Below are 25,179 nucleotides of genomic sequence, written 5' to 3' on the forward strand. Positions count from 1 at the left end.
TCGCGCGCAGAAGGAGTCTCAAATGTCCCTGCGTCAGTTCTCCAGGTTCTTCTCCGCTGCCATGAGCACAGCCATGATCGCAGGAGGAGGCGGCGGTGCCGCGGCCGCAACGCCAGCCACGGCGACCAAGCCGAGTGTCGTACTCGTCCATGGCGGGTTCGTGGACGGGTCGGGCTGGGAAGGCGTCTACAAGATCCTGAGGAAGGACGGCTACGACGTGACCATCGTCCAGAACCCGACGATTTCGCTGGCCGACGACGTCGCCGTCACCCGGCGCGTCATCGCGGCGCAGCCCGGACCCGTGGTCCTGGTCGGGCATTCCTACGGGGGTGTCGTGATCACGGAAGCGGGCACGCACGACAAGGTCGCCGGTCTGGTGTACATCGCCGCGTTCGCCCCCGACAAGGGCGAGTCCGTCAACACCCTGATCAAGGATCCGCCGCCCGGCGCTCCCGTGCCTCCGATCCTGCCGCCGCAAGACGGCTTCCTGCTGCTCGACAAGTCGAAGTTCGCCGCCTCGTTCGCGGCCGATGTGGACGCAGACACCGCCGCCTTCATGGCCAACTCGCAAGTGCCCTGGGGTGTCGACGCACTCGGCGGCGCGGTTTCCGATCCGGCGTGGAAGTCAAAGCCCAGTTGGTACCTCGTGGCCACCGACGACAGGATGATCCCGCCGCCTGCGCAGCGGCTGATGTCCAAGCGCGCAGGTGCGACCGTTGCGGAAACCGGTGGCAGCCACGCGGTCTACGTGTCCAAGCCGCAGGCCGTTGCCGACCTGATCAAGCAGGCCGTCTCGAAAGTCCAGCTCGCAGCTCGGTAGGTGCCAACGGAACGCTGCCCGCCGGACCGTCGAGCGGGCAGCGTCGCCTGCAATTCGAGAGGTGGAAAGGAAGCACATGATGTTTGTCAAGCGTCTCGGCCTGATGGCGGCCGGCCTCGCGGCGGTCCTGTCCCTGCTGCAGGCGTGCTCGCAGCCCATCGTTTCGCAAGCGCCGCCGTCCGGCGTGCAGCGTCTCTACATCCTGAACTGTGGCGAGGGCGTCGCGGGCGATATCTCGCGCTGGTCGCCGGGCGTCAACGTGGGCAAGTCGATGCCATTTGCCGGAAGCTGCTACCTCATCAAGCATGCGCAGGGCTGGATGCTGTGGGACACGGGCGTCTCCGATGCGGTGGCGGCCATGCCCGAGGGCCTGCGACCCTCCGACCCGCGCGCGATCACCTGGCGCTTGCCGAAGACGCTCGCGGCGCAGATCGATGAACTCGGGTTGAAGCCGTCGGACATCAAGTACGTCGCCCTGTCTCACAGCCACGTCGATCACATCGGCAATGTCGGCATGTTCCCGAACGCGATGCTGCTGGTGCAAAAAGCCGAATACGAATCCCCGACCGGAAGCCCCCTTCGGTCCCGGCCCAGCGACACGGTGACCACGCTCGAGGGCGACCGCGACGTATTTGGCGACGGCAGTGTCGTCATCATCTCGTCACCTGGGCATACCGTGGGGCACCAATCGCTGCTCGTGAAGCTGCCCCGGACCGGCGCCGTCCTGCTTTCCGGTGATGCCGCCCACTTCAAGGACAACTGGGACAACGGGCGCGTCCCCTCGATCAATTTCAACGCGCAGCAGACCGTGGCCTCGATGCAGCGGCTTGCGAACATCCTGGCCAAGGAAAAGGCCCAGCTCTGGATCAACCACGACAAGGCGCAGCGTGACGGACAGAAGCTGTCGCCCTCCTTCTACGAGTAGGGGGTGTCAAGGGTGCGCGCACCGGCGACGCTAGGCCCGCGTGGAGCGGTCTCCAGGCGCGGGGCTGCGCCAGGAGATCAAGGACAGCAGCGGGCCGGTTGCGGCGGTGGTGGCCAGCGCCATCACCAGCAGCATGGTGAACAGTTCGGAGCCGATCAGCCCGGCGTCGAGTCCGACCTTGATCACGATCAGTTCCATCAGACCGCGCGAGTTCATGAGGGAGCCCGTGGCCAGACTCTCGCGCCAGCCGTAGCCGCATGCCCGCGCGCCAACGGCGCCACCCACGATCTTTCCGACGGTAGCCACCAGCAGGATCAGGCCCAGGAGGCCAAGGCCGGTGCTCGCAAACGCGCTGGCGCTGGTCCCCAGGCCGGCGAGTGCGAAAAAGATCGGCATCAGCACCACGATCGATAGGGGCTCGATCCGGTCGATCAGCGCACGCAGCAGCCGGTCGTCGCGCGGAAGCGCAATGCCGAACAGGAAGGCGCCGAACACCGCGTGCAGGTGCAGCCATTCGGTGAGCATCGCGCACACGAACAAGCCGATCAAAAGCGCCGCCAACACCATCGAAGAGGGTTCGCCGTCTGGCGCGTACGTGCGCAGCATCCAGGCAAGCGCCGGCTTCAGGGCGAGAAACACCACCGCCACGAGCAGCGCCATGCCGAGCCCAATCCGGACGAATCCTTGCAGGCCGGTGCCGGCATTCGCCAGCGCGACGACCAGCGCCAGCAGGACCCACGCCAGCGCGTCGACCACGCCCGCCGCGCCAAGCGACAGCTGGCCCACGCGCGTGCGGGTCATGTTGCGGTCTTTGAGGATGCGGGCGAGCACCGGGAACGCCGTGATCGACAGCGCCACGCCGACGAAAAGCGCAAAGGGCCAATAGGCCACCGCCCGTGGCGCGAGCACGGGATACAGCAACGGGGCGATCGCCAGCCCCAGGGCCATGGGGAGGACCATGCTCGAGATCCCCACCAGGGTCGCGGCCCTGAGCTGTGCCCCCATGCCGCTGGGGGCGCGCAGTTCGGCTCCGACGATGAACATGAAAAGGACGACACCCACCGTGGCGAGAGACGACAAGGCTGGCAGCGAGGCCGGGGGAAAGAGCTGCTGGTGCCACTGAGGAAAAAGTGCGCCGAGCACCACCGGCCCCAGGAGCAGGCCGGCAGCCATCTCGCCGATCACCATCGGTTGGCCGACCATGCGAAGCGCAAGTCCGCAGGCGCGAGCGGTGGCCAGAATGACGGTGAGCTGCAGGAAGAGGAGCGTCAGGGACATGGCCGTTTCTGATTTGTCGAAGCTGCGAGGAGGGCGGGATACTGCCACAGCCCTGAGGCCACCGATGGCTCGGGCGACTCGCTGGGCCACGTCCAGGGGTTGTGACTTAATGCGCGGTTTTCGTGCCGGACTTTTTGTGGAGTGGCATTAGTTGGAGAAACTCCATGCATCCCAATTACGTGCAAATTTGAACCCAATGAAGAAAAGCACCCGCGGCATTTCGGCCATCCACTCGATCGGCTTCACGACCTTGGCCCTTGCCGCCTCGATGATCACTGGATGTGCCATGCCCCCGGCAAAGAGCGCTCAGCCTGCGCCCGCTCAGCCCATTGCGGCGCCGGCTCCTGCGCCCGCGCCTTCGACTGCGCAAGCACCGAAGGCAAGGTCCGCCGCACCGATGGAACTGCAGCCGCTCGTGAAGATCATCATGAAGGGTGCCGGCGATGAAGATGCATTCATCGGCCGCGAGGTGGCGTTCAAGGCAAAGGCGCCGCACAAGCAAACGGGCTTCATGGACGTCGATCGCAAGAAAGGGCTCTTTGCTGAATGCCTGACCGGCACCGGCAAATACAACACCGGCAAGCTGATCGGGAAGTACGCGAGCAACGAGGCCTATGACGGGCCCCCGGCACTCGTGGTGAAGTTCAAGGACTGCCGCGCGGCCTGATCCTTGCCACGTCCCGCCATCAATCCACGATCTTCGCGCCGCGCTCCGCCAGCAGCGCCCGCAGGAAGGAGCGGTGGCAATGCGCCTCGTCCTCGCAATAGCAGCCGACCGAGAGTGCGCTCTGGTGCGAGAGCGCCGCCAGCAGGTCCAGGCTGCGGCTGGCATCGGCCTCGGCCATTTCGCTCTTGTACTTGCGGCCGAAGGCGGCCCATTGCGCGGGCACGCCCGAAGCCAGCGCGGCCTGCGCCTGCTTCATCGTCTCGACCGAGGGCGCCAGGTTCGGATACCAGACGTCATACCAGTTCTGCGAGGCGAATTCGGCCTTGGGGACGCCGCGCGGCGGCCGGCGCACGGTGCCGATGCGCAGGCCCTCGTCGGGTGCGCGGTCGCTGCCGAGGCGAACGATGCGAATGGCCATTTCCTGTTTCCTCTCCGTTGTTGCTTCAGTTGCCCACGATACCGCCGTCCTGCCGCCGCACCACCACCGTGGCCGAGCGCGGGCGGGCGCTGCCGGGCACGGTGCCATCGGGCCAGGCGCTGCTCGGCTTGCCGCTGGCCCCGTCGCGCGTCTCGCCCGGATGCTGGATGTTGACGAACAGGCTGCGTCGGTCCGGCGTCAGCACGCAGCCCGTGATCTCGCAGCCGCTCGGGCCGACCAGGAAGCGCTTGATGCGGCCGCTCGCGGGGTCGGCGCAGAGCATCTGGTTGTTGCCCAGCGCGGCCATCGGGCCCTTGCCGATCGATGGCCCGCTCATGTCGGTCTGGATCCAGAGCAGCCCGCCGCTGTCGAAGTGCAGGCCGTCGGGGCTGCCGAAGGCGTCGGCGTCGGCGCTCGGATAGCGCACGGCCGCGCCCGGCACGGCGGGGTCACCGGCCAGCGCGAAATGGTCCCAGTCGAAGGTGGTGCTCGCCGCGTCGCGGCCGTCCTCGCGCCAGCGCAGGATGCCGCCGAACAGGTTGTCGGCGCGCGGATTCGCGGCGTCGACCGGCGGCATGCCTGGCCGGCCGCGCTGGCGGTTGTGGGTCAGCGCGACGTAGGCCTCGCCGCTCGCCGGATCGACCGCGATCCATTCGGGTCGGTCCATGCAGGTCGCGCCGACGATGTCGGCGGCCAGCCGCGCATGGATCAGCACTTCGGCCGGGCCGGCGAAGCCGTTCGCGGCGTCGATGCCGCCGTGGCCGTGCCGCAGTTCCAGCCACTGCCCGCGGCCGCCGGCGTCGTAGCGCGCGACGTGCAGCGTGCCCTCGTCGAGCAGGTGCCGGTTGGCGGCCCGTGCGGCCGCATCGCTGCCGGGCCGGACCTTGTCGCGGCTCACGAACTTGTAGATGTACTCGAAGTTCGAGTCGTCGCCCATGTAGACCGCGAGCCGGCCGTCCCGGGTCAGCGTGCAGGTGGCGCTCTCCTGGTGCTTGCGGCCCAGCGCGGTGCGCTTGACCGGCACGGACGCGGGATCGAAGGGGTCGATCTCGACCACCCAGCCGAAGCGGTTCGATTCGTTCGGGTGCTTCGCGAGGTCGAAGCGCTCGTCGACCCGCCAGTAGTCGACCCATGAGCCGCTGCCCAGCCCGTAGCGTCGCTGCGCCGCGCTGACCTGCGTCGCAGCCTCTTTGGGCGCGCCGAAATAGACCTGGAAGTTCTCCTCGCAGGTCAGGTAGGTGCCCCAGGGCGTGACGCCCATCGCGCAGTTGGCGAAAGTGCCGTCGACCCGGTCGCCGGCCGGGTCGGCGGCGGTGCGCATCAGCGGGCTGCCGGCCGCCGGGCCCGCGATGCGCATCGGCGTGCGGCCGTGCACCCGCCGGGCGTAGCGCGACGGCAGCACCTGGCGCCAGCCCGACGCGCCGAGTTCGATCTCGATCACCGAGACGCCCATGGCGTGCAGCGACTTGCGGGCCTTGTCCGCGGTCCAGGGCGTGGTGCCGTCCGGATGCAGCAACTGTTCGTCGGTGTATTCGTGGTTCATCACCAGCAGGCCGCGATCGGCGCGGCCGTCGAGCGCGAAGAAGTGCATGCCGTCGTGGTGCATGCCGGCCTGCATCGCCTGGTCGGCCGCGCTGTTCGAGGCATCGGGGGCGAAGGCCGGCATCGACGACGCGACGCCGGTCGGCGTGCCCCAGGGATAGAGCACCTGCGCCTCGTATCCGGGCGGCACGGTGACCGCGTCGCGCAGCGTGGCGGTCACGGCGCTGAAGCCCAGGCGGCGTTCGCCGGCCGGCACGGCGCAGGCCTCGCCCAACAGGGAGACGACGGCGGCGGCGGCTCCGGATCGAAGGAACTGGCGGCGGGCGAGCGGCATGGCAAGGGTCTGTTGGCTAGGCGACACCGCGATCATCGCCGAGCATCGATACTCGCTTTCACCCAAGCCCAACCGATTACCAGGAGACACCGTGAACGATCGCATCGAATCCATCCGCCATGCCGACGGCGTGGTCGAACTGCAGCTGTCGCGCGCCGACAAGATGAACGCGCTGGACCCGGCGATGTTCGACGCCCTGATCGACGCCGGCAGCCGCCTGTGCAGCGACGCCGGCGTGCGCGCGGTGGTGCTGGCGGGCCGCGGCAAGGCCTTCTGCGCGGGGCTCGACATGCAGTCCTTCGAGCGCATGGGGCAGGGCGCGGGCGCCGTCCTGGGCGAAGGCGCGGCGAACGCCGACATCATGGCGCGCACCCACGGGATTGCCAACGCTGCGCAGCAGGTGGCGATGGTCTGGCGCCAGGTGCCGGTGCCCGTGATCGCGGCGGTGCATGGCGTCGCCTTCGGCGGCGGCCTGCAGGTGGCACTCGGCGCCGACGTGCGGCTGGTCGCGCCGGACACCCGGCTGTCGGTGATGGAGATCAAGTGGGGCCTGGTGCCCGACATGGGCGGCATCGTGCTGATGCGCGAACTGGCACGCGACGACGTGGTGCGCGAGCTCACCTTCAGCGGGCGCATCTTTTCGGGCGAGGAGGCCGTGGCGCTCGGTTTCGCCACCCGGCTGGCGGCCGACCCGCTGGCCGAGGCGCTCAAGATGGCGCACGAGATCGCGCAGAAGAGCCCCGATGCGATCCGCGCCGGCAAGCGGCTGCTCAATGCGGCGATGGGCGCGGGCGCCGCCGAGCTGCTGCTGGCCGAATCGCTCGAGCAGAAGGCGCTGATCGGCAGCGCCAACCAGACCGAGGCGGTGCGCGCCAACGTCGAGCGGCGCGCGCCGCGTTTCAGCGACGTCAAGCCCGCGGGCTGAGCCTAGAGCCCCCGGAAAGTGAGCCACTCGCTCGTGGGCGCGCGGTCGCTCACGAGGCCGTTGACCGGATGCGCGGGATCCCGGTGGCCGATCGACATGCCGCAGAACAGCATGCGCTCGGGCGGCAACGCGATGGCACCGGCGACGGTGGCGGGGTAGATGGCCCAGCATTCCTGGGCGCAGCTGTCGAGGCCTTCGGCGCGCAGCAGCAGCATCACGGTCTGAAGGTACATGCCGAGGTCCGACCACTGCGGCGGGCCCATCGTGCGATCGACCGAGCAGAACAGCGCCAGGGGCGCGCCGAAGAAGTCGAAGTTGCGGGAGAACCAGCGTCGCCGCGCGGCCTTGTCCTCGCGCGGAATGCCCAGGCGCGCGTACATCGCCTCGCCGACCTGGAAGCGGCGGTCGCGCCAGGGCGCGCGCAGGGCGGGGGGGTAGACGTCGTAGTCGGTCGGTTCCGGCTCGCCTCCCTGGGCCAGGCGCTCTCGCATGCGCGACTTCAGCGACGCGAGCGCATCGCCCGCGAGCACGTCGATGTGCCAGGGCTGCAGGTTGCCGCCCGAAGGCGCGCGTGCCGCCTGTTCCAGCACCTTGCGGATGGTTGCACCGTCGACCGGCGTCGGCAGGAAGGCCCGGATGGAGTGGCGACTGGCAACGGCTTCCTGGATGTGCATGGCGCTGGACGGGGTGCGGAGGTGGGGCGAGTGTAAGCAGCCGCCCCGGGCGCAGGCGGCATACTGTCGACGTGGCCATGTATCTACTTCACCTTTTGGCAGCCCAGGAGCTGCCCGTCGCCGTCACCTCCGGTGCGGAGGTCGACGCCGTGCGCGTGCTCAGCATGGCCGGGCATATCAAGGCGACGATTCCCAAGCCTTTGCGCACGCTGGACGGCTATACGCAGCCGCCGGCCACCGTCAACGAGATCACCTCGTTGGGACGCACCATGCTGAAGCGCTTCCCGGCGCGGTAGCGAAGCGCCCGCAGAGGGCGGGCCGGGCCCGTGTCGGCATGGGGCGCAGGACATGCCCTCAAATGTCCTATTGACGGGACATGTGAACAGCGCCACCATCAGCGCCCATGTCCCAGATGCCGCTGCCCAAGTACCACCAGATCTACCTGGTGCTGTGCGAGCAACTCGCCGAAGGCCGCTTTGCCGAGGGCCTGCCGGGCGAGTTCGCGCTGATGGAGGAGTTCGGCGTGGCCCGCGTCACGGTGCGGCGCGCCCTGGAGAAGATGGCGGCCGACGGCCTGATCGCCCGCGAACCCGGCCGCGGCACGCGTCCGATCGGCGCGCCGGTGCCGTCGGTCGCCCAGGGCGCGGACGGCGCACAGCGCGCCCACCTCGGCGGCCTGCTCGAGAACCTCGTGAGCATGGGCTTGCGCACTTCGGTCAAGGTGATCGATGTGCAGACCGTCACGGCCTCGGCCAGCGTCGCCGCCGCCCTGCAGCTGCGCCCGGGCGATGCGGTGCAGAAAGCGGTGCGGGTGCGTTCCACGCGCGAGGGCCCGCTGTCTCACATCACGACCTATGTCCCGGGTGAGGTCGCGCGCCGCTTCGGTCGCCGCGAACTGTCCCGCAAGCCCATCCTGGTGCTGCTGGAGGAAGCCGGCGTGCGGGTCGGCCGCGCGCACCAGACCATCACGGCCCGGCTGGCCGACGCCACGCTGGCGCAGCACCTCGACGTCCCGGTCGGCTCGGCCCTGCTGGCAGTGCGCCGGCTGGTCTACGACGCCGACGAACGGCCGGTGCAATGGCTGCACGGCCTGTACCGCCCCGACCGCTACGCCTACGAGATGCAGCTGTCCCGCGTCGGCGACATCGACGCCAAGGTGTGGGTCAGCAAAGAGCTTTCCGCCCAGTTCATCTAACCCTAGGAGTTCCCCATGGAGAATCGCCGCCGCTTCCTGTCGCAGACTGCCGCCCTCGGTACCTCGATCGCCTTTCCGCTGGTGGGCGGCGCGCAGCCCAAGCCGGTGAAGGTCGGGGTGCTCCATCCGGTCACCGGCGCGCTGGCCTACTCGGGCCAGCAATGCCGGCTCGGTGCGCAGATGGCGATCGAGGACATCAACCAGGCAGGCGGCATCAAGTCGCTGGGCGGCGCCAAGCTGGAGGCGCTGCTGGGCGATGCGCAGTCGCAGCCGCAGGCCGGCGCTGCCGAGGTCGAGAAGATGAACGAAGCCGGGGTCTCGGCGATCGTCGGCGCCTTCGCCTCGGCGATCTGCCTGGCGACCACGCAGGCGGCGGCCAAGTACAACCTGCCGCACGTGGTCGACGTCGGCGTGGCCGACCAGATCGTGGAGCGCGGCCTCAAGAACACCTTCCGCTTCGGGCCCGGCTACAAGAAGTCGACCGAGGTCGCGATGGCCAACCTGCTGGTGCTCAACAAGGCGGCGGGCAGCCCGGCCAAGACCGTGATGATCGTCCACGAGGAGTCGCTGTTCGGTGCCGGCACGGCGCAGCTGCTCGCACGCGAGCTGCCGGGCTTCGGCTTCACGGTGGTCGAGGTGGTGAAGCACGCGAATCCGACGCGCGACTTCAACAACATCGTGCTGCGCATGAAGTCGCTCAACCCCGACATCGTGATTCCGGCCAACTACTACAACGAGTACKCGCTGCTGGTGCGCACGATGCAGCAGCAGAAGGTGGCGCCCAAGGCGATCTTCTCGGTGCTGGGCGGTGCCGCGTCGAGCTACAAGTTCGTGAAGGAGTTCCCGGACGCGGCCAACGGCATCATCGACTGCAACCACTGGTTCAACCCGAAGGACCGGCGCGCGCAGGAACTGCGCAAGCGGGTCGAGGCCAAGGGCCAGTTCTTCAGCTACGAGGTCTTCATGACCTACACCGCCATGGGCGTCTTGGCCGATGCGCTGGAACGGGCGAAATCGAGCGAGCGGGCCGCGATCATCGACGCGCTGGAGAAGAGCACTTTCTCGGGCCACATCATGCCGTACGGGCCGACCCGCTTCGTCAACGGCCAGAACGAGGGCGCGCAGCCGCTGATGACGCAGGTGGTGAAGAACGACATCAAGGTGATCATCCCGCGCGACTTCCGCGAGGTGGAGCCGATGTTTCCTCTGCGTTCTGCCTGACGCGCCCGCAGGATGTTGGATTTCAGCATTCTCTTTCCGTCGGTGCTCAACGGCCTGACGACCGGCGCGGTGTATGCCTTGATCGCGCTCGGACTCACGCTGATCTACGGCGTCCTGCACATCATCAACTTCGCCCATGGCGCCTGTCTGATGCTGGCGCTGTATGCGGTGTACTTCCTCAAGGAGCGCTGGGGCATCGATCCCTACCTGGCGCTGCCGATCGTGGTGCCCGGCATGTTCGCGCTGGGCTATGGCCTGCAGCGCCTGGTGATCAACCGTGCGGGCCACGGCAAGGACGAGAACATCCTGCTCGCCACGCTGGGCATCGCGATCGTCATGGAGAACCTCGCGCTGCTGTTCTTCAAGTCGGACACGCGCAGCATCGACACCGCCTATTCGCTCGCCACGGTGGCCATCGGCCCGGCCATGATCGCGGTGCCCAAGCTGGTGGCGTTCGCGGGCGCGCTGGTGGTGTCGGCGGTGCTGTTCTGGATCATGGGCCGCAGCGACCTCGGCCGCGCCATCCGCGCGGTGGCCAAGGAGAAGGAGGGCGCCAAGCTGATGGGCATCGACGTCGACCATGTCTATGCGATGAGCTTCGGCATCGGCCTGGCCTGTCTCGGTGCGGCCGCCTGCTTCCTGCTGCCGGCCTACTACGTGAATCCGCAGGTGGGCGGCGGCTTCGTCCTGGTGGCCTTCACCATCGTGGTGCTCGGCGGCATGGGCAGCTTCGTCGGTGCGCTGGTGGGCGGCTTTCTGGTGGGCGTGGTGGAGTCGCTCGGCGGGCTCTACCTGGGTGAGTCGCTGGGGCAGATCGGCATCTTCGCGATCTTCATCGGCGTCGTGCTGTTCCGGCCCGAAGGCATGTTCGGAGCCAGGGCATGAGCCGCCCGACGCTTTCCCGCAGCGGTCTGCGCGACCTTGCCGGCATCGCGCTCTTCACGCTGGCGGTGGCCTGCCTGCCGCTCGCGACCTCGTCCGGCGTGGCGCTCAACTTCGTGATGATGGCCCTGTACGCGACGCTGATCGCGCAGGCCTGGAACATCCTGGGCGGCTTCGGTGGGCAGTTCTCCTTCGGCCATGCGCTGTTCTTCGGCACCGGCGCCTACATCCAGGCGATCGCCCAGCTGCAGGGCGGCATCAATCCCTGGGTCGCGCTGCCGCTGGCGGTGGCGGGCAGCGCGGCAGTCGGGCTCTTCGTGGGCGCGCTGACCTTCCGCTACGGGCTCAAGGGTTCGTACTTCGCGCTCGTCACGCTGGCTTTCGCCGAGGTGTTCCGCATCGTCGCGCTGTCGGTGCCCTTCACCGGCGGCGGCGTCGGGCTGATGGTGCCGTTGCGCGAATCGGCGGGCAACCTGCAGTTCGCGTCGCGCAGCGGCTACCTGTGGCTGATGCTGGCCTTCGTCACCGCCGCGCTGCTCGTGACCTGGTGGCTGCGCAACGGCCGCTTCGGCGCCTACCTGCAGGCGGTGCGCGACAACGAGGATGCGGCGCGCGCCGTCGGCGTGAATCCGTTTCGCGTCAAGCTCGCGGCGATCACGATCTCGGGCGCCTTCATGGGCGCGGCCGGCGCCTTCTACGTGCAGGTGTTCCAGTACATCGACCCCGGCATCGCCTACGGCTCGGCCACATCGATCGAGGCGCTGGTGGCGGCCATCGTGGGCGGCATGGGCACGCTGTGGGGCCCGCTGCTGGGTGCGGCCGTGCTGCATGTGCTGTCGGACCTCACGCGCAATCTGTTCGGCGAACTGCCGGGCATCAACATGGTGATCTACGGCGTGGTGCTGGTGCTGATCGTGGTCTTCCTGCCGCGCGGCATCGCGGGCATGGGGCTGTCGGTGCGCCAGCTCTGGGCCGGGAAGGGAGGGCGCCATGACTGAAGCGCTGCTTGCGTTGAGCGGCGTCTCGCGCTCCTTCGGCGGCCTGAAGGCGGTGCAGGACGTCAGTCTCTCGGTACCCGAAGGCAGCCTGTGCGCCCTGATCGGTCCGAACGGCGCCGGCAAGACCACGCTGTTCGCGCTGATGTCGGGCTTCCTCAAGCCCGACCGCGGCACGGTGCGCTTCGCCGGCCAGGACATCACTGGCCGCGAGCCGCATCGCAACGCGCTGCTGGGGATGACGCGCACCTTCCAGATCGTCAAGCCTTTCGCGGCGCAGACGGTGCGCGAGAACATCGCGGTCGGCGCCCACCTGCATCTGCCCGGGCGCGGCGCGGCGCTGCAGCGCGCGCAGGAGATCGCGCAGCGCGTGGGCCTGGCGTCCCAGCTCGACAAGCCCGCTTCGGACCTGACCGTGGCGGGGCGCAAGCGGCTGGAGCTGGCCCGCGCGCTCGCGACGCAGCCGCGCCTCCTGCTGCTCGACGAGGTGCTCGCCGGCCTCAACCCGCAGGAGATCGCCGAGATGATGCCGGTGGTGCGCGGCATCGCGGACGGCGGCGTGACCGTGCTGATGATCGAGCACGTGATGCAGGCCGTGATGCACCTGGCGGAGCATGTCTGGGTGCTGGCGCAGGGACAGCTGATCGCCGAGGGAAGCCCGGCCGAGGTCACCGGCAACGACAAGGTGGTCGAGGCCTACCTGGGCCACGGCACGGCGGCACGGCTGCGCAAGGCGGCGGCGTCGCAGGGGGTGCGGGCATGACGCCGCTGCTGGACATCCGCGCGCTGCGTGGCGGCTATGGCCGGGTCGAAGTGCTGCGCGGCGTCGACCTGCAGGTGAACGCGGGCGAGATGGTCGCGCTGCTGGGCAGCAACGGCGCCGGCAAGTCGACCCTGAACAAGATGGTCTGCGGCCTCAGTCCCGCCTGGAGCGGCACGGTGCGCTTCGATGGCCAGGACCTCAGCGGTGCGCACTACCGCGAGGTGGTCAAGGCCGGCCTGATCCAGGTGCCGGAGGGCCGCAAGGTGTTCCCGAACCTCAGCGTGCTGGAGAACCTCGAGCTGGGCTCGTTCACGCGCGCCCGCGCCCGTCGCGTGGCCAATCTCGAGCGCGTGTTCGGCATCTTTCCCCGCCTGAAGGAGCGCCTGCGCCAGCACGCCGGCACCATGAGCGGCGGCGAGCAGCAGATGCTCGCGATCGGCCGCGGCCTGATGGCCGAGCCCGTGCTGCTGATCCTCGACGAGCCGTCGCTGGGCCTGTCGCCGCTGCTGGTGGAGGAGATGTTCACGCTGATTCGCCAGCTGCGCGACGACGGCCTGGCGGTGCTGCTGGTCGAACAGAACGTCGGCCAGTCGCTGGAGATCGCAGACCGCGCCTATGTGCTGGAGAACGGCAGCGTGCGCTTCTCCGGCCTGCCGCAGGATCTGCTCGGCAGCGACGAGCTTCGCCGGGCCTATCTGGGCCTTTGAAGCCAGACAAGAAGGAGACCCAAGTGAAACGCCGTGACATCCTGATCGCCTCCGTGGCCTCGGCCCTCGCGGGCCGGACTCTTGCACAAGGCAGCGCGCCGGTGCGCATCCTGGTCGGGGCGCCGGCCGGCGGTTCCACCGACACCCTGGCGCGCACCCTGGCAGCGAGCATGGGGCCCTTGCTCGGCCGGACCGTGATCGTCGAGAACCGTCCCGGTGCCGGCGGCAACATCGCGGCCGACGCGGTCGCCAAGGCGGCGCCCGACGGCAACACGCTCCTGATGAGCTTCACCAGCCACGCGATCAACGCGACGCTCTATCCCTCGCTGCCTTTCGATCCGGTCAAGGCCTTCACGGCGCTGACCTGCGTCGCGACCTCGCCATCGATCCTGGTGGCGAATCCGTCGGTTCCCGCGAACAATGTGCGTGAGCTGATCGCGCTGGCCAAGGCCAGGCCTGGAGAGCTCAACTTCGCGATCGGCGCGGTCGGCTCGTCGCTGCACATGGCCGGCGAGGCCTTCAAGATGCAGTCGGGCGCCGAGATCGTGAACATTCCCTACCGCGGCACCGCCCCGGCGGTGCAGGATGTGCTCGCCGGGCAGGTGCAGCTGATGTTCGCGGCCGTGGGCAATGTCCAGGCCCACATCCAGGCCGGCAAGCTGAAGGCACTGGGCGTGACCACGGCCAGGCGCCTGCCCGCATTCCCCGAGGTGCAGGCGATCGCCGAGGTGCTGCCCGGCTACGAGTCCAGCGCCTGGTTCGGTCTGTTCGGCCCGGCCCGCATGCCGGCGCCACTGGCGCGCCAGGTCAGCGACGCGGCCCGCAAGGCGATCGAGCAGCCCGAGATGCGGCGGCGGCTCGACAGCGAAGGCGCGATCCCGGTCGGCAATTCGCCCGAGCAGTTCTCGGCCTTCGTGCAGAGCGAGATCCAGCGCTGGGCCCGGGTCGTGAAGTTTTCCGGGGCCAAGCCGGAGTGAACGCCTTGGAAACCGCCCGGACCATGCCCCAGACGCTGGCGCAGAAGCTGATCGCGCGCGCCAGCGGACACGACCGCGTGGCGGTGGGCGAGATCGTGACCTGCGCGGTCGACCTCGCGATGTTCCACGACTCTTCGGGTCCGCGGCGCCTGCAACCGATGCTCGAGGAACTCGGCGCCGAGATCTGGGACCGCTCGCGCGTGGTGCTCGTGATGGATCACTACGTGCCCGAGCGCGACGAGGATTCGCGCAGCATCGTGCGCATTGCGCGCGAGTGGGCGCGCGATCAGCAACTGCCGCATGTCTACGACAGCCAGGGCATCTGCCATGTGGTGGTGCCCCAGCACGGCCACATCCGCCCCGGCATGCTGTGCGTGGGCGGCGATTCGCATTCGCCCACCGGCGGCGCCTTCGGCGCCTACATGTTCGGCGTCGGCAGCACCGAGATGCTGGGCGTCGTGGTCACCGGCGAGATCTGGCTGCGCGTGCCCGAGACGATCCAGATGTGGTGGGACGGCGCGCTGCCGGCCGGCGTGACCGCCAAGGACATGATGCTGCACATGATCGGCCGCTTCGGCATGAACGGCGGCCGCTACCAGGCGGTCGAGTTCTGCGGACCGGCCGTGACCGCGCTGTCGATGCAGGAGCGAATGACGCTGTCCAACATGAGCGCCGAGCTGGGTGCGCAGGCCGGGCTGATCGCGCCCGACGCCACGACGTCGGCCTTCCTCGCCGAAGCGGGCGCGCCGCCGGTCGACCCGGCGCCGTGGTTCACCGATGCCGGCGCCGAATTCACGCGCCATCAATTCGATGCCGCCGCGCTGGAGCCACAGGTGGCGGCGCCGCACAGTCCGGCCAACGCGCATGGCGTCGGCCGCTTCGCCGGCACGCCGATCGACGTCGCCTACATCGGCGCCTGCACCGGCGCCAAGCTGGATGACCTGCGGGCCGCCGCCCAGGTGCTGCGCGGCCGCAAGGTTGCCGCCGGCGTGCGGTTGATCGTGGCGCCGGCCAGCCTGCGCGATCAGGACCGGGCACGCGAGGAGGGCGTGTTGCAGGCTCTGATGGATGCCGGCGCCGAGCTTTTTCCGACCGCCTGCGGTGCCTGCGCGGGCTATGGCGATCCGATGGGCGACGACATCACCGTGATCTCGACCACCGCGCGCAACTTCAAGGGCCGCATGGGCTCGGCGACAGCACAGGTCTACCTGGGCTCGCCGTACACCGTCGCCGCCGCCGCGTTGCGCGGACGCGTGACCGATCCGAGGGAGGTGCTGGCATGAAGGCAGGAACCCTCCACCGCGTCTGGCGGCTGGGCGCCGACATCGACACCGATGCGCTTGCGCCCGGCCACGCGATGAAGCACGGCATCGAGACCATGGCCCGGCACTGCCTCGAAGCCGTCCGCCCCGAATTCGCCAGCGAGGTGCGCCCCGGCGATGTCATCGTGGCCGGGCCCGGCTTCGGCATCGGCTCCTCGCGCGAGCAGGCGGCCGCCGTGCTGGTGCACCTGGGCGTCGCGGCGGTGGTGGCACCTTCGTACAGCGGTCTCTTCTTCCGCAACGCGTTCAATGTGGGCCTGCTGCTGCTCACCTGCGCCGAAGCCGAGTCGCTGCCCGATGAAAGCAGGGTGTCGCTCGATGCCGACCTTCCCGCCGTGCGAAGCAGCGACGGCCGCGTGCTCGCCTGCGAACCGGTGCCGGCCTTCCTGATGGACATGGTGCGGGCGGGCGGCTTGCTGAAGCAGTTGCGCCGGCGATTCGCGAAAGAGACCGATGTCCATTGAGTCGAAGCCGCCCGGTCCGGACCATCGTCGCTGGGACGGGCATCTCGCGGCGCTGCGCGACACGGTGGCTCTGCATGCGGGGCGGACGGCTTCGGCCGAAGCCTCGCGCCAGGCGCGCCGCCTCCTGGCCGACACCGTGGGCTGCGCGATCGCGGGCCGCCATGCCGCCGAGGTCCGTCGGCTGGAGGCGGTGCTGGCCGATGCCGAGCCCGGCGCCTTCCGCCTTCCGGACGGCCCACCCATCGGCGTGCTCGGTGCCGCCCAGGTCCTGTCCATGGCCGCCACCTGGGATGAAGCCTGCGAAGGGCATGCGCTGGCGCACGGCCGGCCCGGCGTGCCGCTGGTCGCGGCCTTGCTGCCGCTCGCAGCGCAGCGCGGCGCGACGCTCGGCCGGTTCATCGACGCCTTCGTCCTCGGCTATGAGGTCGGCGCGCGCGCCGGTGCCTGGCTTCGCATCCGCCCGGGCATGCACGTCGACGCCAACTGGCCGGCCCTCGGCGTCGCGGCCGGCGTGGCGCGGCTGCTGGGGCTGCCGGCCGCGGGGATCACCCAGGCCATCGACATCGCGGCCTGCCAGCTGGCGACCAGCCTCTACCTGCCGGTGGCCTCGGGCCGCACGGCGCGCAATACCTATCTGTCGCACAGTGCGCTGCTCGGCCTGCAATCGGCCTTTGCCAGCGCGGCCGGCATCGATGCCCCGCCGGACGCGCTGGCGCACTACGCGAGCGACCATGCGGCCGCTGCGCCCGAGGCTCTGCCTCCCGCGGAATCGACACTGCTGCTCGATGCCTATCTCAAGCCCTTCGCGGCGGTGCGGCACGTGCACTACGGCGCGGTGGCGGCGCGCGAGATCCGGCGTCGCCTGCCCGATGGCACGCAGTCGATCCGCGCCATCGTGCTCACCGTGTACCGGGAAGCCATCGTGTATTGCGGCAACCGCGCGCCACGCACGCCGATCCAGGCCCAGTTCAGCCTGTCCTTCGGCATCGCCGCGATGCTGCGCTTTGGCGACATCGATCCCTCGGTCTACGAGCCGCAGTGCTTCGACGATGCCGAGCTGCGGCGGCTGGAATCCCTCGTCGTCCTTCGCGTCGATGAAGACTTGAGCGCGCAGGGCCGGCGCGGCGCGGCGCTCGAGGTGGCGCACGTTGCCGGCGTGGACATCGCGTACCTGCGCCAGTCGGTCGACACCATTGCCGGCGACGCCTTCCATCCGCTCGACCGCGCGGCGCTGTGCGCCAAGTTCGGCCGCTACGCCGCGCGCAGCGTCGCGGCCGACCGCGCCTCGCGGTGGTGCGACACCGTTCTCGACGTGGTCGACATCGACATGCGCCTTCTGTGGGCGCAGCTCGTGCCCGCACCGTCCCGCGAATCTGCTCCGTCGCCAGCGGTCGACGCCTCTTCAGCCCACCCACGCCCATGAAACTACGACGCCACCTTGCGGCCGCGCTGCTTGCCTGCCTTCCGTTGATCGCCGCCGCGCAGGGCGATTTCCCCAACAAGGCGATCCGGATCGTGGTGCCGTTCCCACCCGGCGGCGCGACCGACGCCGCCGCGCGACTCGTCGCCACGAAGATGAGCGAGAAATGGGGCCAGCCGGTGGTGGTCGACAACCGCGCGGGGGCGGGCGGCAACGTCGGCTCCGACCTGGTCGCGAAGTCCGCGCCCGACGGCTACACGCTGGTGATGGGCGTGACCGGATCGCACGCGATCAACACCTCGCTCTACAGCAGGATGCCCTACGACCCGGTGGCCGATTTCGTGGCCATCAGCCAGGTGGCGGTGGTGCCCAACGTGCTGGTGGTCCATCCGTCCGTGCCGGCCCAGTCGCTCGCGGAGCTGGTCGCGCTGGCCAAGCGCGAACCCGGCAAGCTCAATTACGCGTCGCTCGGCAACGGCACCGCCGCCCATCTGGGCATGGAGATGCTCAAGTCGGCCGCCGGCATCGACATCGCCCACGTGCCCTACAAAGGCAGCGCCCCCGCGGTGTCGGACCTGCTGGCCGGCCAGGTGCAAGTGATGGTCGACGGGCTGCCTTCCGCGCTGCCGCACGTGAAGGCCGGCAAGCTGCGCGCGATCGCGCTGACCAGCCTGCATCGCGCGCCGGCGCTTCCCGACCTGCCGACCATCGCGGAAACCTATCCGGGCTTCTATGCCGACGCCTGGTCCGGCCTGTTCGCGCCGAAGGGCACGCCGCAGGCGGTGGTCGACAAGCTGTCGGCCGAGGTGCAGCGGATCCTGCAAATGCCCGAGGTGCGCGAGAAGCTGGTCGCGCTCGGCGCCGAGCCGGTCGGTTCGACGCAGGCCGAATTCAACGCGCACGTGAGGCGCGAGATCGACAAATGGGCGCGGGTGGTCAAGGCCAGCGGCGCCCGGGTGGACTGAACCATGAACGACACGCACATGAGCCCGGGCGCCAGCGCCGCGATCGATCCCGTCACGCTGGCCGTGCTGCGCGGCCGCCTCGAGCAGGTGGCCGACGAGATGGACGCGACGCTCTACCGAAGCGCCTTCAATCCGATCATTGCCGAGGCGCACGACGCCTGTCACGGCCTCTACGACGCCGTCACCGGCGACACGCTGGTGCAGGGCAAGTCGGGGCTTCCGGTCTTCGTCGGCGCCATGGCCTTTGCGGTCCGCGCCACCGCGGCCGCCGCCGGGCCGCGCGGCGGCATGCGCGATGGCGACATCTGGATCAGCAACGATGCCTACGACGGCGGCACCCACGCCAACGACTTCAAGCTCGTCAAGCCCTTCTTCCGCAACGGCAGGCTCTACTGCCACATGGCCTCGGCCGCGCACTGGCACGACGTCGGCGGCGCTGTGCCCGGCAACTACAACCCGGCGGCCACCGAATGCTGGCAGGAGGCGGTGCAGATTCCGCCGGTGCGCATCGTGCGCGACGGCGTGCTGGACCCCGACGTGCTGGCCATCCTGCAGGCCAACACGCGCCTGCCCGACAGCCTCTGGGGCGACCTCAACGGCCAGCTCGCCGCGCTGGAACTCGGGGCCCGCCGGCTGCACGGCCTGCTCGACGAGTACGGCGACGCGCTGGTGCTGCAGGCGCTGGGCGAACTGCGCTCGCGCGCACTGCGGCTGATGCGCTCGCACATCGCCTCGCTGCCGGACGGCCGCTACAGTTTCGAGGACCTGCTCGACAACGACGGCATCACGAACGAGCCGCTCACGATCGCGCTCGACATGACGGTCGCCGGCGACCGCCTGCTGCTGGACTTCTCGCGCACCTCGCCGCAGTGCGCGGGCCCGGTCAACATCTCGCGCGCGACCGCGATCGCGGCCTGCTATGTCGCGCTCAAGCACCTGTTCCCCGATGTGCCCGCCAACGCCGGCGTGCTCGACGCGGTGGACTTCACGATCCCCGACCGGCTGGTGATCAGCTGCGAGCGACCGCGACCGGTCGGCGGCTACACCGAGACCATCCTGCGCATGATCGACGTGATCTTCAGCGCCGCCGCGCAGGCCGATCCCACGCGCGCGGTGGCCCAGGCCTACGGCACCATCAATGCGCTGTCGATCGCAGGCCATCGCAGCGATGCGGGGCGCGAGGGCCAGCGCTGGGTGATGTTCAGTTTCTTCGGCGGCGGCCATGGCGGCCACTCGGGCGGCGACGGCCTGTCGCACGGCAATGCGCCGATCTCGACCGCCACCATCCCGCCGCTGGAAATCCTCGAGGCCGCCTATCCGGTGCGCTTCACCGAATGGTCGCTGCGCGCCGATTCGGGCGGCGACGGCCAGTTCCGAGGCGGCCTCGGCGCGGTCTACGAGATCGAGCTGCTCGAGAACGAGGCCGAGGCCTTCGTCTTCGGCGAGCGCGGCACTTCGCCGCCCAAGGGCATCGCGGGCGGCGGGGAGGGCGCGGTCAACGTCTTCCGCTATCAGAACGAGGGCGCCTGGCACGAGCCGCCGATGGTTTCGAAGATGCGCGGCATCCGGCTCGCGCGCGGCGAGCGCGTGCGGCTCGAGACGCCCGGCGGGGGCGGCTGGGGCAGCGCCGCCGAGCGCCGGCCGGAACAGCGCGCACAGGACCTTGCCATGGGCTACGTGACTGCGGCCGGCAGCCATACGACGAAGAAGGCCTCCGAATGACGTCCGAACGCAAATCCCTGGTCATCGGCGTCGACGTCGGCGGCACCTTCACCGACCTGTTCGTGCTCGACGAAGCCAGCGGCACGGCGCGCATCGTCAAGGTGCCGTCGACCCGCGGCGAGGAGGCGCGCGGCTTCATGAACGGCGTGGCGCGCGTGGCCGACTCGGCCTCGGCCATCGCCACCATCGTGCACGGCACCACGGTCGGCACCAATGCGCTGCTCGAGCGCAAGGTGGCGCGCACCGGCATCATCACCACGCGCGGCTTCCGCGACGTGCTCGAGATGAGGCGCCGCGACCGCCCGCAGACCTGGGGCCTGCGCGGCAGCTTCGTGCCGGTGGTGCCGCGCGACCGGCGGCGCGAGGTGGACGAGCGCGTGCTGGCCGACGGCAGCCTGCACACGCCGGTCGATCTCGACCAGGTGCGCGCCGAAGCGCGATCGCTGCTGGCCGACGGCTGCGAGGCTGTGTGCGTATTCTTCATCAACACCTACGCCAACCCCGAGAACGAGCGGCTCGCGGTCGCCGCGGTGCGCGAGATCTGGCCCAACGCCCATGTGACCTCGGCCAGCGAAGTGCTGCCCGAGATCCGCGAGTTCGAGCGCTGCTCCACCGCCACGCTCAATGCGGCCTTGCAGCCGGTGGTGGGTGGCTACCTCGCGCGGCTCGAAGCCGACCTGCGCGCGCAGGGCTTCGACGGCGAGCTGCTGGTGGTGCAGAGCAACGGCGGCGTGATGTCGCGCCAGACCGCGAGCGACCTGCCGGTGCGCACCGCGCTCTCGGGGCCGGCGGCCGGCGTGATCGCCTGCGCGGCCATCGCGCGTGCCGCGGGTTTTCCGAATGCGATCACGGGCGACATGGGCGGGACCTCCTTCGACGTCTCGCTGGTCGCCAACGGCGAGGCCGCGCTGGCGGCGCAGACCGCGATCGAGTTCGGCATGGTGATCCGCTCGCCGATGATCCAGATCGAGACCATCGGCGCCGGTGGCGGTTCGATCGCCTCGGTCGATGCCAGCGGCATGCTGCAGGTCGGCCCCGAGTCGGCCGGCAGCGTGCCGGGTCCGGCCTGCTATGGCCGCGGCAACATGCGGCCCACGGTGACCGACGCCAATGTGCTGCTCGGCCGGATCGCCGCCGACCGGCCGCTCGGCGGCGGCCTGCTGGCCGCGCTGGACGCGGACAAGTCGCGGCAGGCCATCGAGGAGCACGTGGCCCGTCCGCTGGGCCTGGACGTGCATGCCGCGGCTGAGGCGATCCTGACGGTCGCCAACGCGCGCATGGCGGGCGCGATCCGGCTGGTATCGATCGAGCGCGGCCACGACCCGCGCCGCTTCGCCTACATGCCTTTCGGCGGCGGCGGCGCGCTGCACGTGTGCGCGATGATGCGCGAGGTCGGCGTCGCCACCGGCATCGTGCCGCGCTATCCGGGCGTGACCTCGGCACTGGGCTGCGTGATCGCCGACATGCGCCACGACGCGGTGCAGACCCTGAACCGGCCGCTGGCCGAGCTCGACGTCGACGGCCTCCAAAAGCGCATCGACGCGCTCGCGGCGGGCTGCCAGCAGCGCCTCGATTCGTCGGGCGTTCGCTTCGACGAGGTTCGCGAGGTGGTCGCGCTCGACATGCTCTACGCGGGCCAGACGCACACGCTGCCGGTGGTCCTGGCCGAGGCCCGCAGCGCGCCGCTGACCCGGGCGTCGATCCGCGCCGCCTTCGAGGCCAGCTACGCGGCCGCCTTCGGACGGGTGCTCGACGGCATTGCGATCCGCGTGATGAACCTGCGCTATGCGCGCATCGGCGTGCGGCCCAAGTTCGACCTCGCCGTGCTGGCGCCCGAGGGCGCCGGCCGCATCGAGCCGCTCGGCACGCAGCGCGTGTTCCATGACGGGCGGTGGCACGATGCACTGCGCATTGCCCGTCTCGAACTGCCGGTGGCGGCCCGGATCGACGGTCCGGCGATCCTCGAGCAGGCCGACACCACCGTGTGGCTCGAGCCCGGCTTCCATGCCGAGGTCGACGCCCACGGCAACCTGCTCGTGAGGCCGTCATGAGCGCAGGAACCCGCGCTTCGAAGACCGTGTTGGTCGTCATCGACCTGCAGAACGATTTCCTCGATCCGAAGGGCGCCTATGCGCGCGGCGGCGACAGCAACCCGCCCGCGCTGCTGCTGCCCGCGCGCGTGGCGAGCGTGGCGCGCGCCCTGAAGGCGGCCGGCGGCATGGTCGTCGCGAGCCAGTTCACGCTGTGGCCGGATGCCGCCGGCGAGCCCATGGTGTCGCCGCACCTCCAGGCCTTGCGGCCCTATCTCCGCAAGGGCGACTTCGCACCCGGAAGCTGGGGCCAGGCGAACGTGCGCGAGCTCGAGGGCCTGGTCGACCTCACGGTGAGCAAGGTCGCCTATTCGGCCTTCTTCAACACCCAGCTCGACTGGGTGCTGCGCCGCGCCGGCATCGACACGGTGGCCGTCTGCGGCATCGTCACCAACGGCGGTGTCGCCAGCACGGTGCGCGACGCCCACATGCGCGACTACCGCACGCTGGTGCTGGCGGACGGCTGCGCAGCCTTCGGCGAGGAGCGCCACCGGATCTCCCTCGCGGACCTGCGCAACGTTGCCGAGGTCACGGACTGCGCGGCCTTCGTCGCATCGCTGGCGGGCTGAGCATGGTGGCGAACGGCTTGTCACGGGGCGTGCGCCGCGCGGCGCAGGTCGAAGCGCTTGTGCACATGCCGGTCGCCATCGTCGGCGGCGGCGCCTGCGGGCTCACCGCGGCGCTGATGCTCCATGACGCGGGCGTGGATTGCGTGGTGCTCGAACGCGATGCGGTGCCGAGCGGATCGACCGCGTTGTCCTCGGGCTTCATCCCCGCGCCCGGCACCCGCACGCAGCGCGCCCATGGCGTGCTCGACGACAGCCCGGCGCGCTTTGCCGCCGACATCCAGGCCAAGGCGCATGGCCGCGCGGCAGCCGCCCTGGTCGATGCCTATGCCGAAGCCATCGGACCGGCGCTCGATGCACTGCAGGCGCGGCACGGGCTCGAATGGATTCTGCTGGACGGCTTTCTCTACCCCGGCCACAGCGTGCACCGCATGCACGCGCTGGCGCAAAAGACCGGCGCCGCGCTGATGGCCGGCCTGCAGGCGGCGGTCGACGCGGCGGGCATTCCGGTGCTCACGCAGGCCGTGGTCGACACGCTGGTGCTCGACGCGCAAGACCGCGTGATCGGCATCGACTACCAGCGACCGGACGGCCAGCGCGAGACGCTGGCCTGCGACGCGCTGCTGCTGGCCTGCAACGGCTTCGGCGGCAATGCGGCGATGGTGCGCGCGCGCATCCCCGAGATGGCCGAGGCCGCCTTCGGCGGGCACGTGGGCAACGACGGCAGCGCCATCCTGTGGGGCGAGGCGCTCGGTGCGCGGCTGCGCGACCTCGGCGGCTACCAGGGCCACGGCTCCTGGGTCACGCCGCAGGGCGCCCTGATGTCCTGGGCCGTGATGATGGAAGGCGGGGTGCAGGTCAACCGCGAAGGCCGGCGCTTCCACGACGAGACGCAGGGCTATTCGGAGGCTGCGGTGCACGTGCTGGCGCAGCCCGGCGGCATCGCCTGGAACATCTTCGACGCACCGCTGCTCGCGCTGGCGCGCGGCTTCCCCGATTTTTGCGAAGCCGAGGCGGCCGGTGCGCTGCGCCGCTGCGAGTCGGTGGCCGCTCTCGCGGCCTGCATCGGCTGCGAAGAGGGGGGGCTGCAGCGCACGCTGGATGCCTTGCGTGACCCGGCGCCGCAAGCCGACGGACGCCAGTTCGGCCGCGGGCTCGAAGCGCCGTACTTCGCGGTCAAGGTGACGGGCGCGCTGTTCCACACCCAGGGCGGCCTGGACACCGCGTCGGACATGCGCGTGCTGCGGCGGGACGGCACGCCCTTCGTCAACCTGCTGGCGGCCGGTGGCGCAGCCGGCGGAGTCTCGGGCGATGCGGTGTGGGGCTATCTCTCCGGCAACGGTCTGCTCAGCGCGATCGCCGGCGGCCATATCGCGGCCCGCACGGCCGCCGCGTTGATCTCATCCATGAAAGCCTCCCATGACCACTGACACCCTGAAGACACGGCTGGCATCCCCCGGCATCGTGCTGGCCCCCGGCGTCTACGACGCGCTGAGCGCGCTGGTGGCCGAGCAGGCCGGCTTCGAGGCCCTGTACCTGTCGGGCGCCTCGATCGCCTACACGCGGCTCGGCCGCTCCGACATCGGCCTCACGACCTTCACCGAGGTCGCGGACGCGCTGGCGCGCATTACCGAGCGCGTGAGCCTGCCCGTGATCGTCGATGCCGACACCGGCTTCGGCAACGCACTCAACACCCAGCGCACGGTGCGCGGTTTCGAGCGCGCGGGCGCGGCGATGGTGCAGATCGAGGACCAGAGCTTCCCGAAGCGCTGCGGCCACCTCGACGGCAAGGCGGTGGTGTCGCAGCGCGAGATGGTGGGCAAGCTCAGGGCGGCACTGGATGCGCGCGCGTCCGGCGACACGCTAATCCTTGCGCGCACCGATGCAGTCGCGGTCGAAGGGCTCGACGCCGCGCTCGACCGCGCCGAGGCCTACCTGGATTGCGGCGTCGACGCGCTTTTCATCGAAGCCTTGCGTTCGCCCGAGCAGATGGACGCCGCCTGCCGGCGCTTCGCGCACCGCGTCCCGCTGCTCGCCAACATGGTCGAAGGCGGCAAGACGCCGATCCAGGACGCGGATGCGCTGCAGGCCCATGGTTTTCGCATCGCCATCTTTCCGGGCGGCACCGCGCGCGCCGTCGTCCATACGCTCCAGGGCTACTACGCGAGCCTGCACCGGCACCGGACCACGCAGCCCTGGCGGGCGCAGATGCTGGACTTCGACGCCCTCAACGAGGTCATCGGCACGCCGGAACTGATGCGGCTCGGGCGGAGCTACGAGTAGCGGCGCGTGCGAGACCGGCCGGGC

The 25,179-nt window shown here is 70.0% G+C and carries 25 protein-coding genes; 21 read left to right on the forward strand and 4 right to left on the reverse strand.

What is annotated here, in order from left to right; translation table 11 throughout:
• The first annotated feature begins 22 nt into the window (after nt 1-22).
• Both AB4Z46_RS26780 and AB4Z46_RS26785 read left to right on the forward strand, forming a co-directional pair.
• Nucleotides 23-820, forward strand: coding sequence for an alpha/beta hydrolase (locus AB4Z46_RS26780; protein WP_442286589.1), 798 nt, complete (start codon nt 23-25; stop codon nt 818-820).
• 79 nt (nt 821-899) lie between these two features.
• Nucleotides 900-1,745, forward strand: coding sequence for an N-acyl homoserine lactonase family protein (locus AB4Z46_RS26785; protein ID WP_442286590.1), 846 nt, complete (start codon nt 900-902; stop codon nt 1,743-1,745).
• 30 nt (nt 1,746-1,775) lie between these two features.
• On the opposite strand, the gene AB4Z46_RS26790 is transcribed toward AB4Z46_RS26785, so the two are convergent.
• Nucleotides 1,776-3,113 carry a cation:proton antiporter gene (locus AB4Z46_RS26790; protein WP_442286591.1) on the reverse strand — a complete coding sequence of 446 codons (1,338 nt, stop codon included), beginning with the start codon at nt 3,111-3,113 and terminating at the stop codon, nt 1,776-1,778.
• A 106-nt stretch (nt 3,114-3,219) separates the two neighbouring features.
• Here AB4Z46_RS26790 and AB4Z46_RS26795 point away from each other — a divergent pair, with 106 nt between their 5' ends.
• Nucleotides 3,220-3,690, forward strand: a complete 471-nt coding sequence (locus AB4Z46_RS26795) for a hypothetical protein (protein ID WP_442286592.1) — start codon at nt 3,220-3,222, stop codon at nt 3,688-3,690.
• 19 nt (nt 3,691-3,709) lie between these two features.
• On the opposite strand, the gene AB4Z46_RS26800 is transcribed toward AB4Z46_RS26795, so the two are convergent.
• Both AB4Z46_RS26800 and AB4Z46_RS26805 read right to left on the reverse strand, forming a co-directional pair.
• Complete coding sequence (locus AB4Z46_RS26800) at nt 3,710-4,108, reverse strand: DUF488 domain-containing protein (RefSeq protein WP_442286593.1); 399 nt, start codon at nt 4,106-4,108, stop codon at nt 3,710-3,712.
• A 25-nt stretch (nt 4,109-4,133) separates the two neighbouring features.
• Nucleotides 4,134-5,984 carry a PhoX family protein gene (locus AB4Z46_RS26805; protein ID WP_442286594.1) on the reverse strand — a complete coding sequence of 617 codons (1,851 nt, stop codon included), beginning with the start codon at nt 5,982-5,984 and terminating at the stop codon, nt 4,134-4,136.
• 91 nt (nt 5,985-6,075) lie between these two features.
• Between AB4Z46_RS26805 and AB4Z46_RS26810 the strand changes: the two genes are divergently transcribed.
• Nucleotides 6,076-6,909: a crotonase/enoyl-CoA hydratase family protein gene (locus tag AB4Z46_RS26810; protein ID WP_442286595.1), complete on the forward strand. Its 834-nt coding sequence runs from the start codon at nt 6,076-6,078 to the stop codon at nt 6,907-6,909.
• Nucleotides 6,910-6,911: 2 nt separating this feature from the next.
• Here AB4Z46_RS26810 and AB4Z46_RS26815 read toward each other — a convergent pair whose 3' ends face one another.
• Nucleotides 6,912-7,583 carry a nitroreductase gene (locus tag AB4Z46_RS26815; protein WP_442286596.1) on the reverse strand — a complete coding sequence of 224 codons (672 nt, stop codon included), beginning with the start codon at nt 7,581-7,583 and terminating at the stop codon, nt 6,912-6,914.
• Nucleotides 7,584-7,660: 77 nt separating this feature from the next.
• Between AB4Z46_RS26815 and AB4Z46_RS26820 the strand changes: the two genes are divergently transcribed.
• The 17 genes from AB4Z46_RS26820 to AB4Z46_RS26900 all read left to right on the forward strand — a co-directional run bounded on the left by AB4Z46_RS26820 (nt 7,661) and on the right by AB4Z46_RS26900 (nt 25,155).
• Complete coding sequence (locus AB4Z46_RS26820; RefSeq protein ID WP_442286597.1) at nt 7,661-7,879, forward strand: hypothetical protein; 219 nt, start codon at nt 7,661-7,663, stop codon at nt 7,877-7,879.
• 107 nt (nt 7,880-7,986) lie between these two features.
• Complete coding sequence (locus tag AB4Z46_RS26825; RefSeq protein WP_442286598.1) at nt 7,987-8,778, forward strand: GntR family transcriptional regulator; 792 nt, start codon at nt 7,987-7,989, stop codon at nt 8,776-8,778.
• Between the two features lie 15 nt (nt 8,779-8,793).
• The gene (locus AB4Z46_RS26830) at nt 8,794-9,999 is read left to right on the forward strand and encodes an ABC transporter substrate-binding protein (RefSeq protein WP_442286599.1); all 1,206 of its coding nucleotides are present in this window, start codon (nt 8,794-8,796) and stop codon (nt 9,997-9,999) included.
• A 12-nt stretch (nt 10,000-10,011) separates the two neighbouring features.
• Entirely contained in the window at nt 10,012-10,884 is an 873-nt protein-coding gene (locus tag AB4Z46_RS26835; protein ID WP_442286600.1) for a branched-chain amino acid ABC transporter permease, read from the forward strand.
• Nucleotides 10,881-11,879, forward strand: a complete 999-nt coding sequence (locus tag AB4Z46_RS26840) for a branched-chain amino acid ABC transporter permease (RefSeq protein WP_442286601.1) — start codon at nt 10,881-10,883, stop codon at nt 11,877-11,879. Before AB4Z46_RS26835 ends, AB4Z46_RS26840 begins: the two co-directional genes overlap by 4 nt.
• Nucleotides 11,872-12,639 carry an ABC transporter ATP-binding protein gene (locus tag AB4Z46_RS26845; protein ID WP_442286602.1) on the forward strand — a complete coding sequence of 256 codons (768 nt, stop codon included), beginning with the start codon at nt 11,872-11,874 and terminating at the stop codon, nt 12,637-12,639. The genes AB4Z46_RS26840 and AB4Z46_RS26845 overlap by 8 nt, the downstream gene beginning before the upstream one ends.
• Nucleotides 12,636-13,346: an ABC transporter ATP-binding protein gene (locus AB4Z46_RS26850; protein WP_442286603.1), complete on the forward strand. Its 711-nt coding sequence runs from the start codon at nt 12,636-12,638 to the stop codon at nt 13,344-13,346. The genes AB4Z46_RS26845 and AB4Z46_RS26850 overlap by 4 nt, the downstream gene beginning before the upstream one ends.
• A 23-nt stretch (nt 13,347-13,369) precedes the next feature.
• Nucleotides 13,370-14,323, forward strand: a complete 954-nt coding sequence (locus tag AB4Z46_RS26855; RefSeq protein ID WP_442286604.1) for a tripartite tricarboxylate transporter substrate binding protein — start codon at nt 13,370-13,372, stop codon at nt 14,321-14,323.
• Between the two features lie 23 nt (nt 14,324-14,346).
• Nucleotides 14,347-15,606 (forward strand): 3-isopropylmalate dehydratase large subunit, encoded by a 1,260-nt coding sequence (locus tag AB4Z46_RS26860; RefSeq protein ID WP_442286636.1) that lies wholly within the window; start codon nt 14,347-14,349, stop codon nt 15,604-15,606.
• The gene (locus tag AB4Z46_RS26865; protein WP_442286605.1) at nt 15,603-16,109 is read left to right on the forward strand and encodes a LeuD/DmdB family oxidoreductase small subunit; all 507 of its coding nucleotides are present in this window, start codon (nt 15,603-15,605) and stop codon (nt 16,107-16,109) included. The genes AB4Z46_RS26860 and AB4Z46_RS26865 overlap by 4 nt, the downstream gene beginning before the upstream one ends.
• Nucleotides 16,099-17,532, forward strand: coding sequence for an MmgE/PrpD family protein (locus AB4Z46_RS26870; protein ID WP_442286606.1), 1,434 nt, complete (start codon nt 16,099-16,101; stop codon nt 17,530-17,532). Before AB4Z46_RS26865 ends, AB4Z46_RS26870 begins: the two co-directional genes overlap by 11 nt.
• Nucleotides 17,529-18,494, forward strand: coding sequence for a tripartite tricarboxylate transporter substrate binding protein (locus AB4Z46_RS26875; protein WP_442286607.1), 966 nt, complete (start codon nt 17,529-17,531; stop codon nt 18,492-18,494). Before AB4Z46_RS26870 ends, AB4Z46_RS26875 begins: the two co-directional genes overlap by 4 nt.
• A 3-nt stretch (nt 18,495-18,497) precedes the next feature.
• Nucleotides 18,498-20,216: a hydantoinase B/oxoprolinase family protein gene (locus AB4Z46_RS26880; RefSeq protein WP_442286608.1), complete on the forward strand. Its 1,719-nt coding sequence runs from the start codon at nt 18,498-18,500 to the stop codon at nt 20,214-20,216.
• Nucleotides 20,213-22,267, forward strand: coding sequence for a hydantoinase/oxoprolinase family protein (locus AB4Z46_RS26885; protein ID WP_442286609.1), 2,055 nt, complete (start codon nt 20,213-20,215; stop codon nt 22,265-22,267). Before AB4Z46_RS26880 ends, AB4Z46_RS26885 begins: the two co-directional genes overlap by 4 nt.
• Entirely contained in the window at nt 22,264-22,875 is a 612-nt protein-coding gene (locus AB4Z46_RS26890) for a cysteine hydrolase family protein (protein WP_442286610.1), read from the forward strand. Before AB4Z46_RS26885 ends, AB4Z46_RS26890 begins: the two co-directional genes overlap by 4 nt.
• Before the next feature lie 2 nt (nt 22,876-22,877).
• A complete protein-coding gene (locus tag AB4Z46_RS26895; RefSeq protein ID WP_442286611.1) occupies nt 22,878-24,302 on the forward strand; it encodes an FAD-dependent oxidoreductase in 1,425 nt (474 codons plus the stop codon).
• Nucleotides 24,292-25,155, forward strand: coding sequence for an isocitrate lyase/PEP mutase family protein (locus AB4Z46_RS26900; protein WP_442286612.1), 864 nt, complete (start codon nt 24,292-24,294; stop codon nt 25,153-25,155). Before AB4Z46_RS26895 ends, AB4Z46_RS26900 begins: the two co-directional genes overlap by 11 nt.
• The last annotated feature ends 24 nt before the right edge of the window (nt 25,156-25,179 follow it).

The sequence above is a fragment of the Variovorax sp. M-6 genome, from assembly GCF_052114385.1.
Lineage (GTDB): Bacteria > Pseudomonadota > Gammaproteobacteria > Burkholderiales > Burkholderiaceae_C > Variovorax.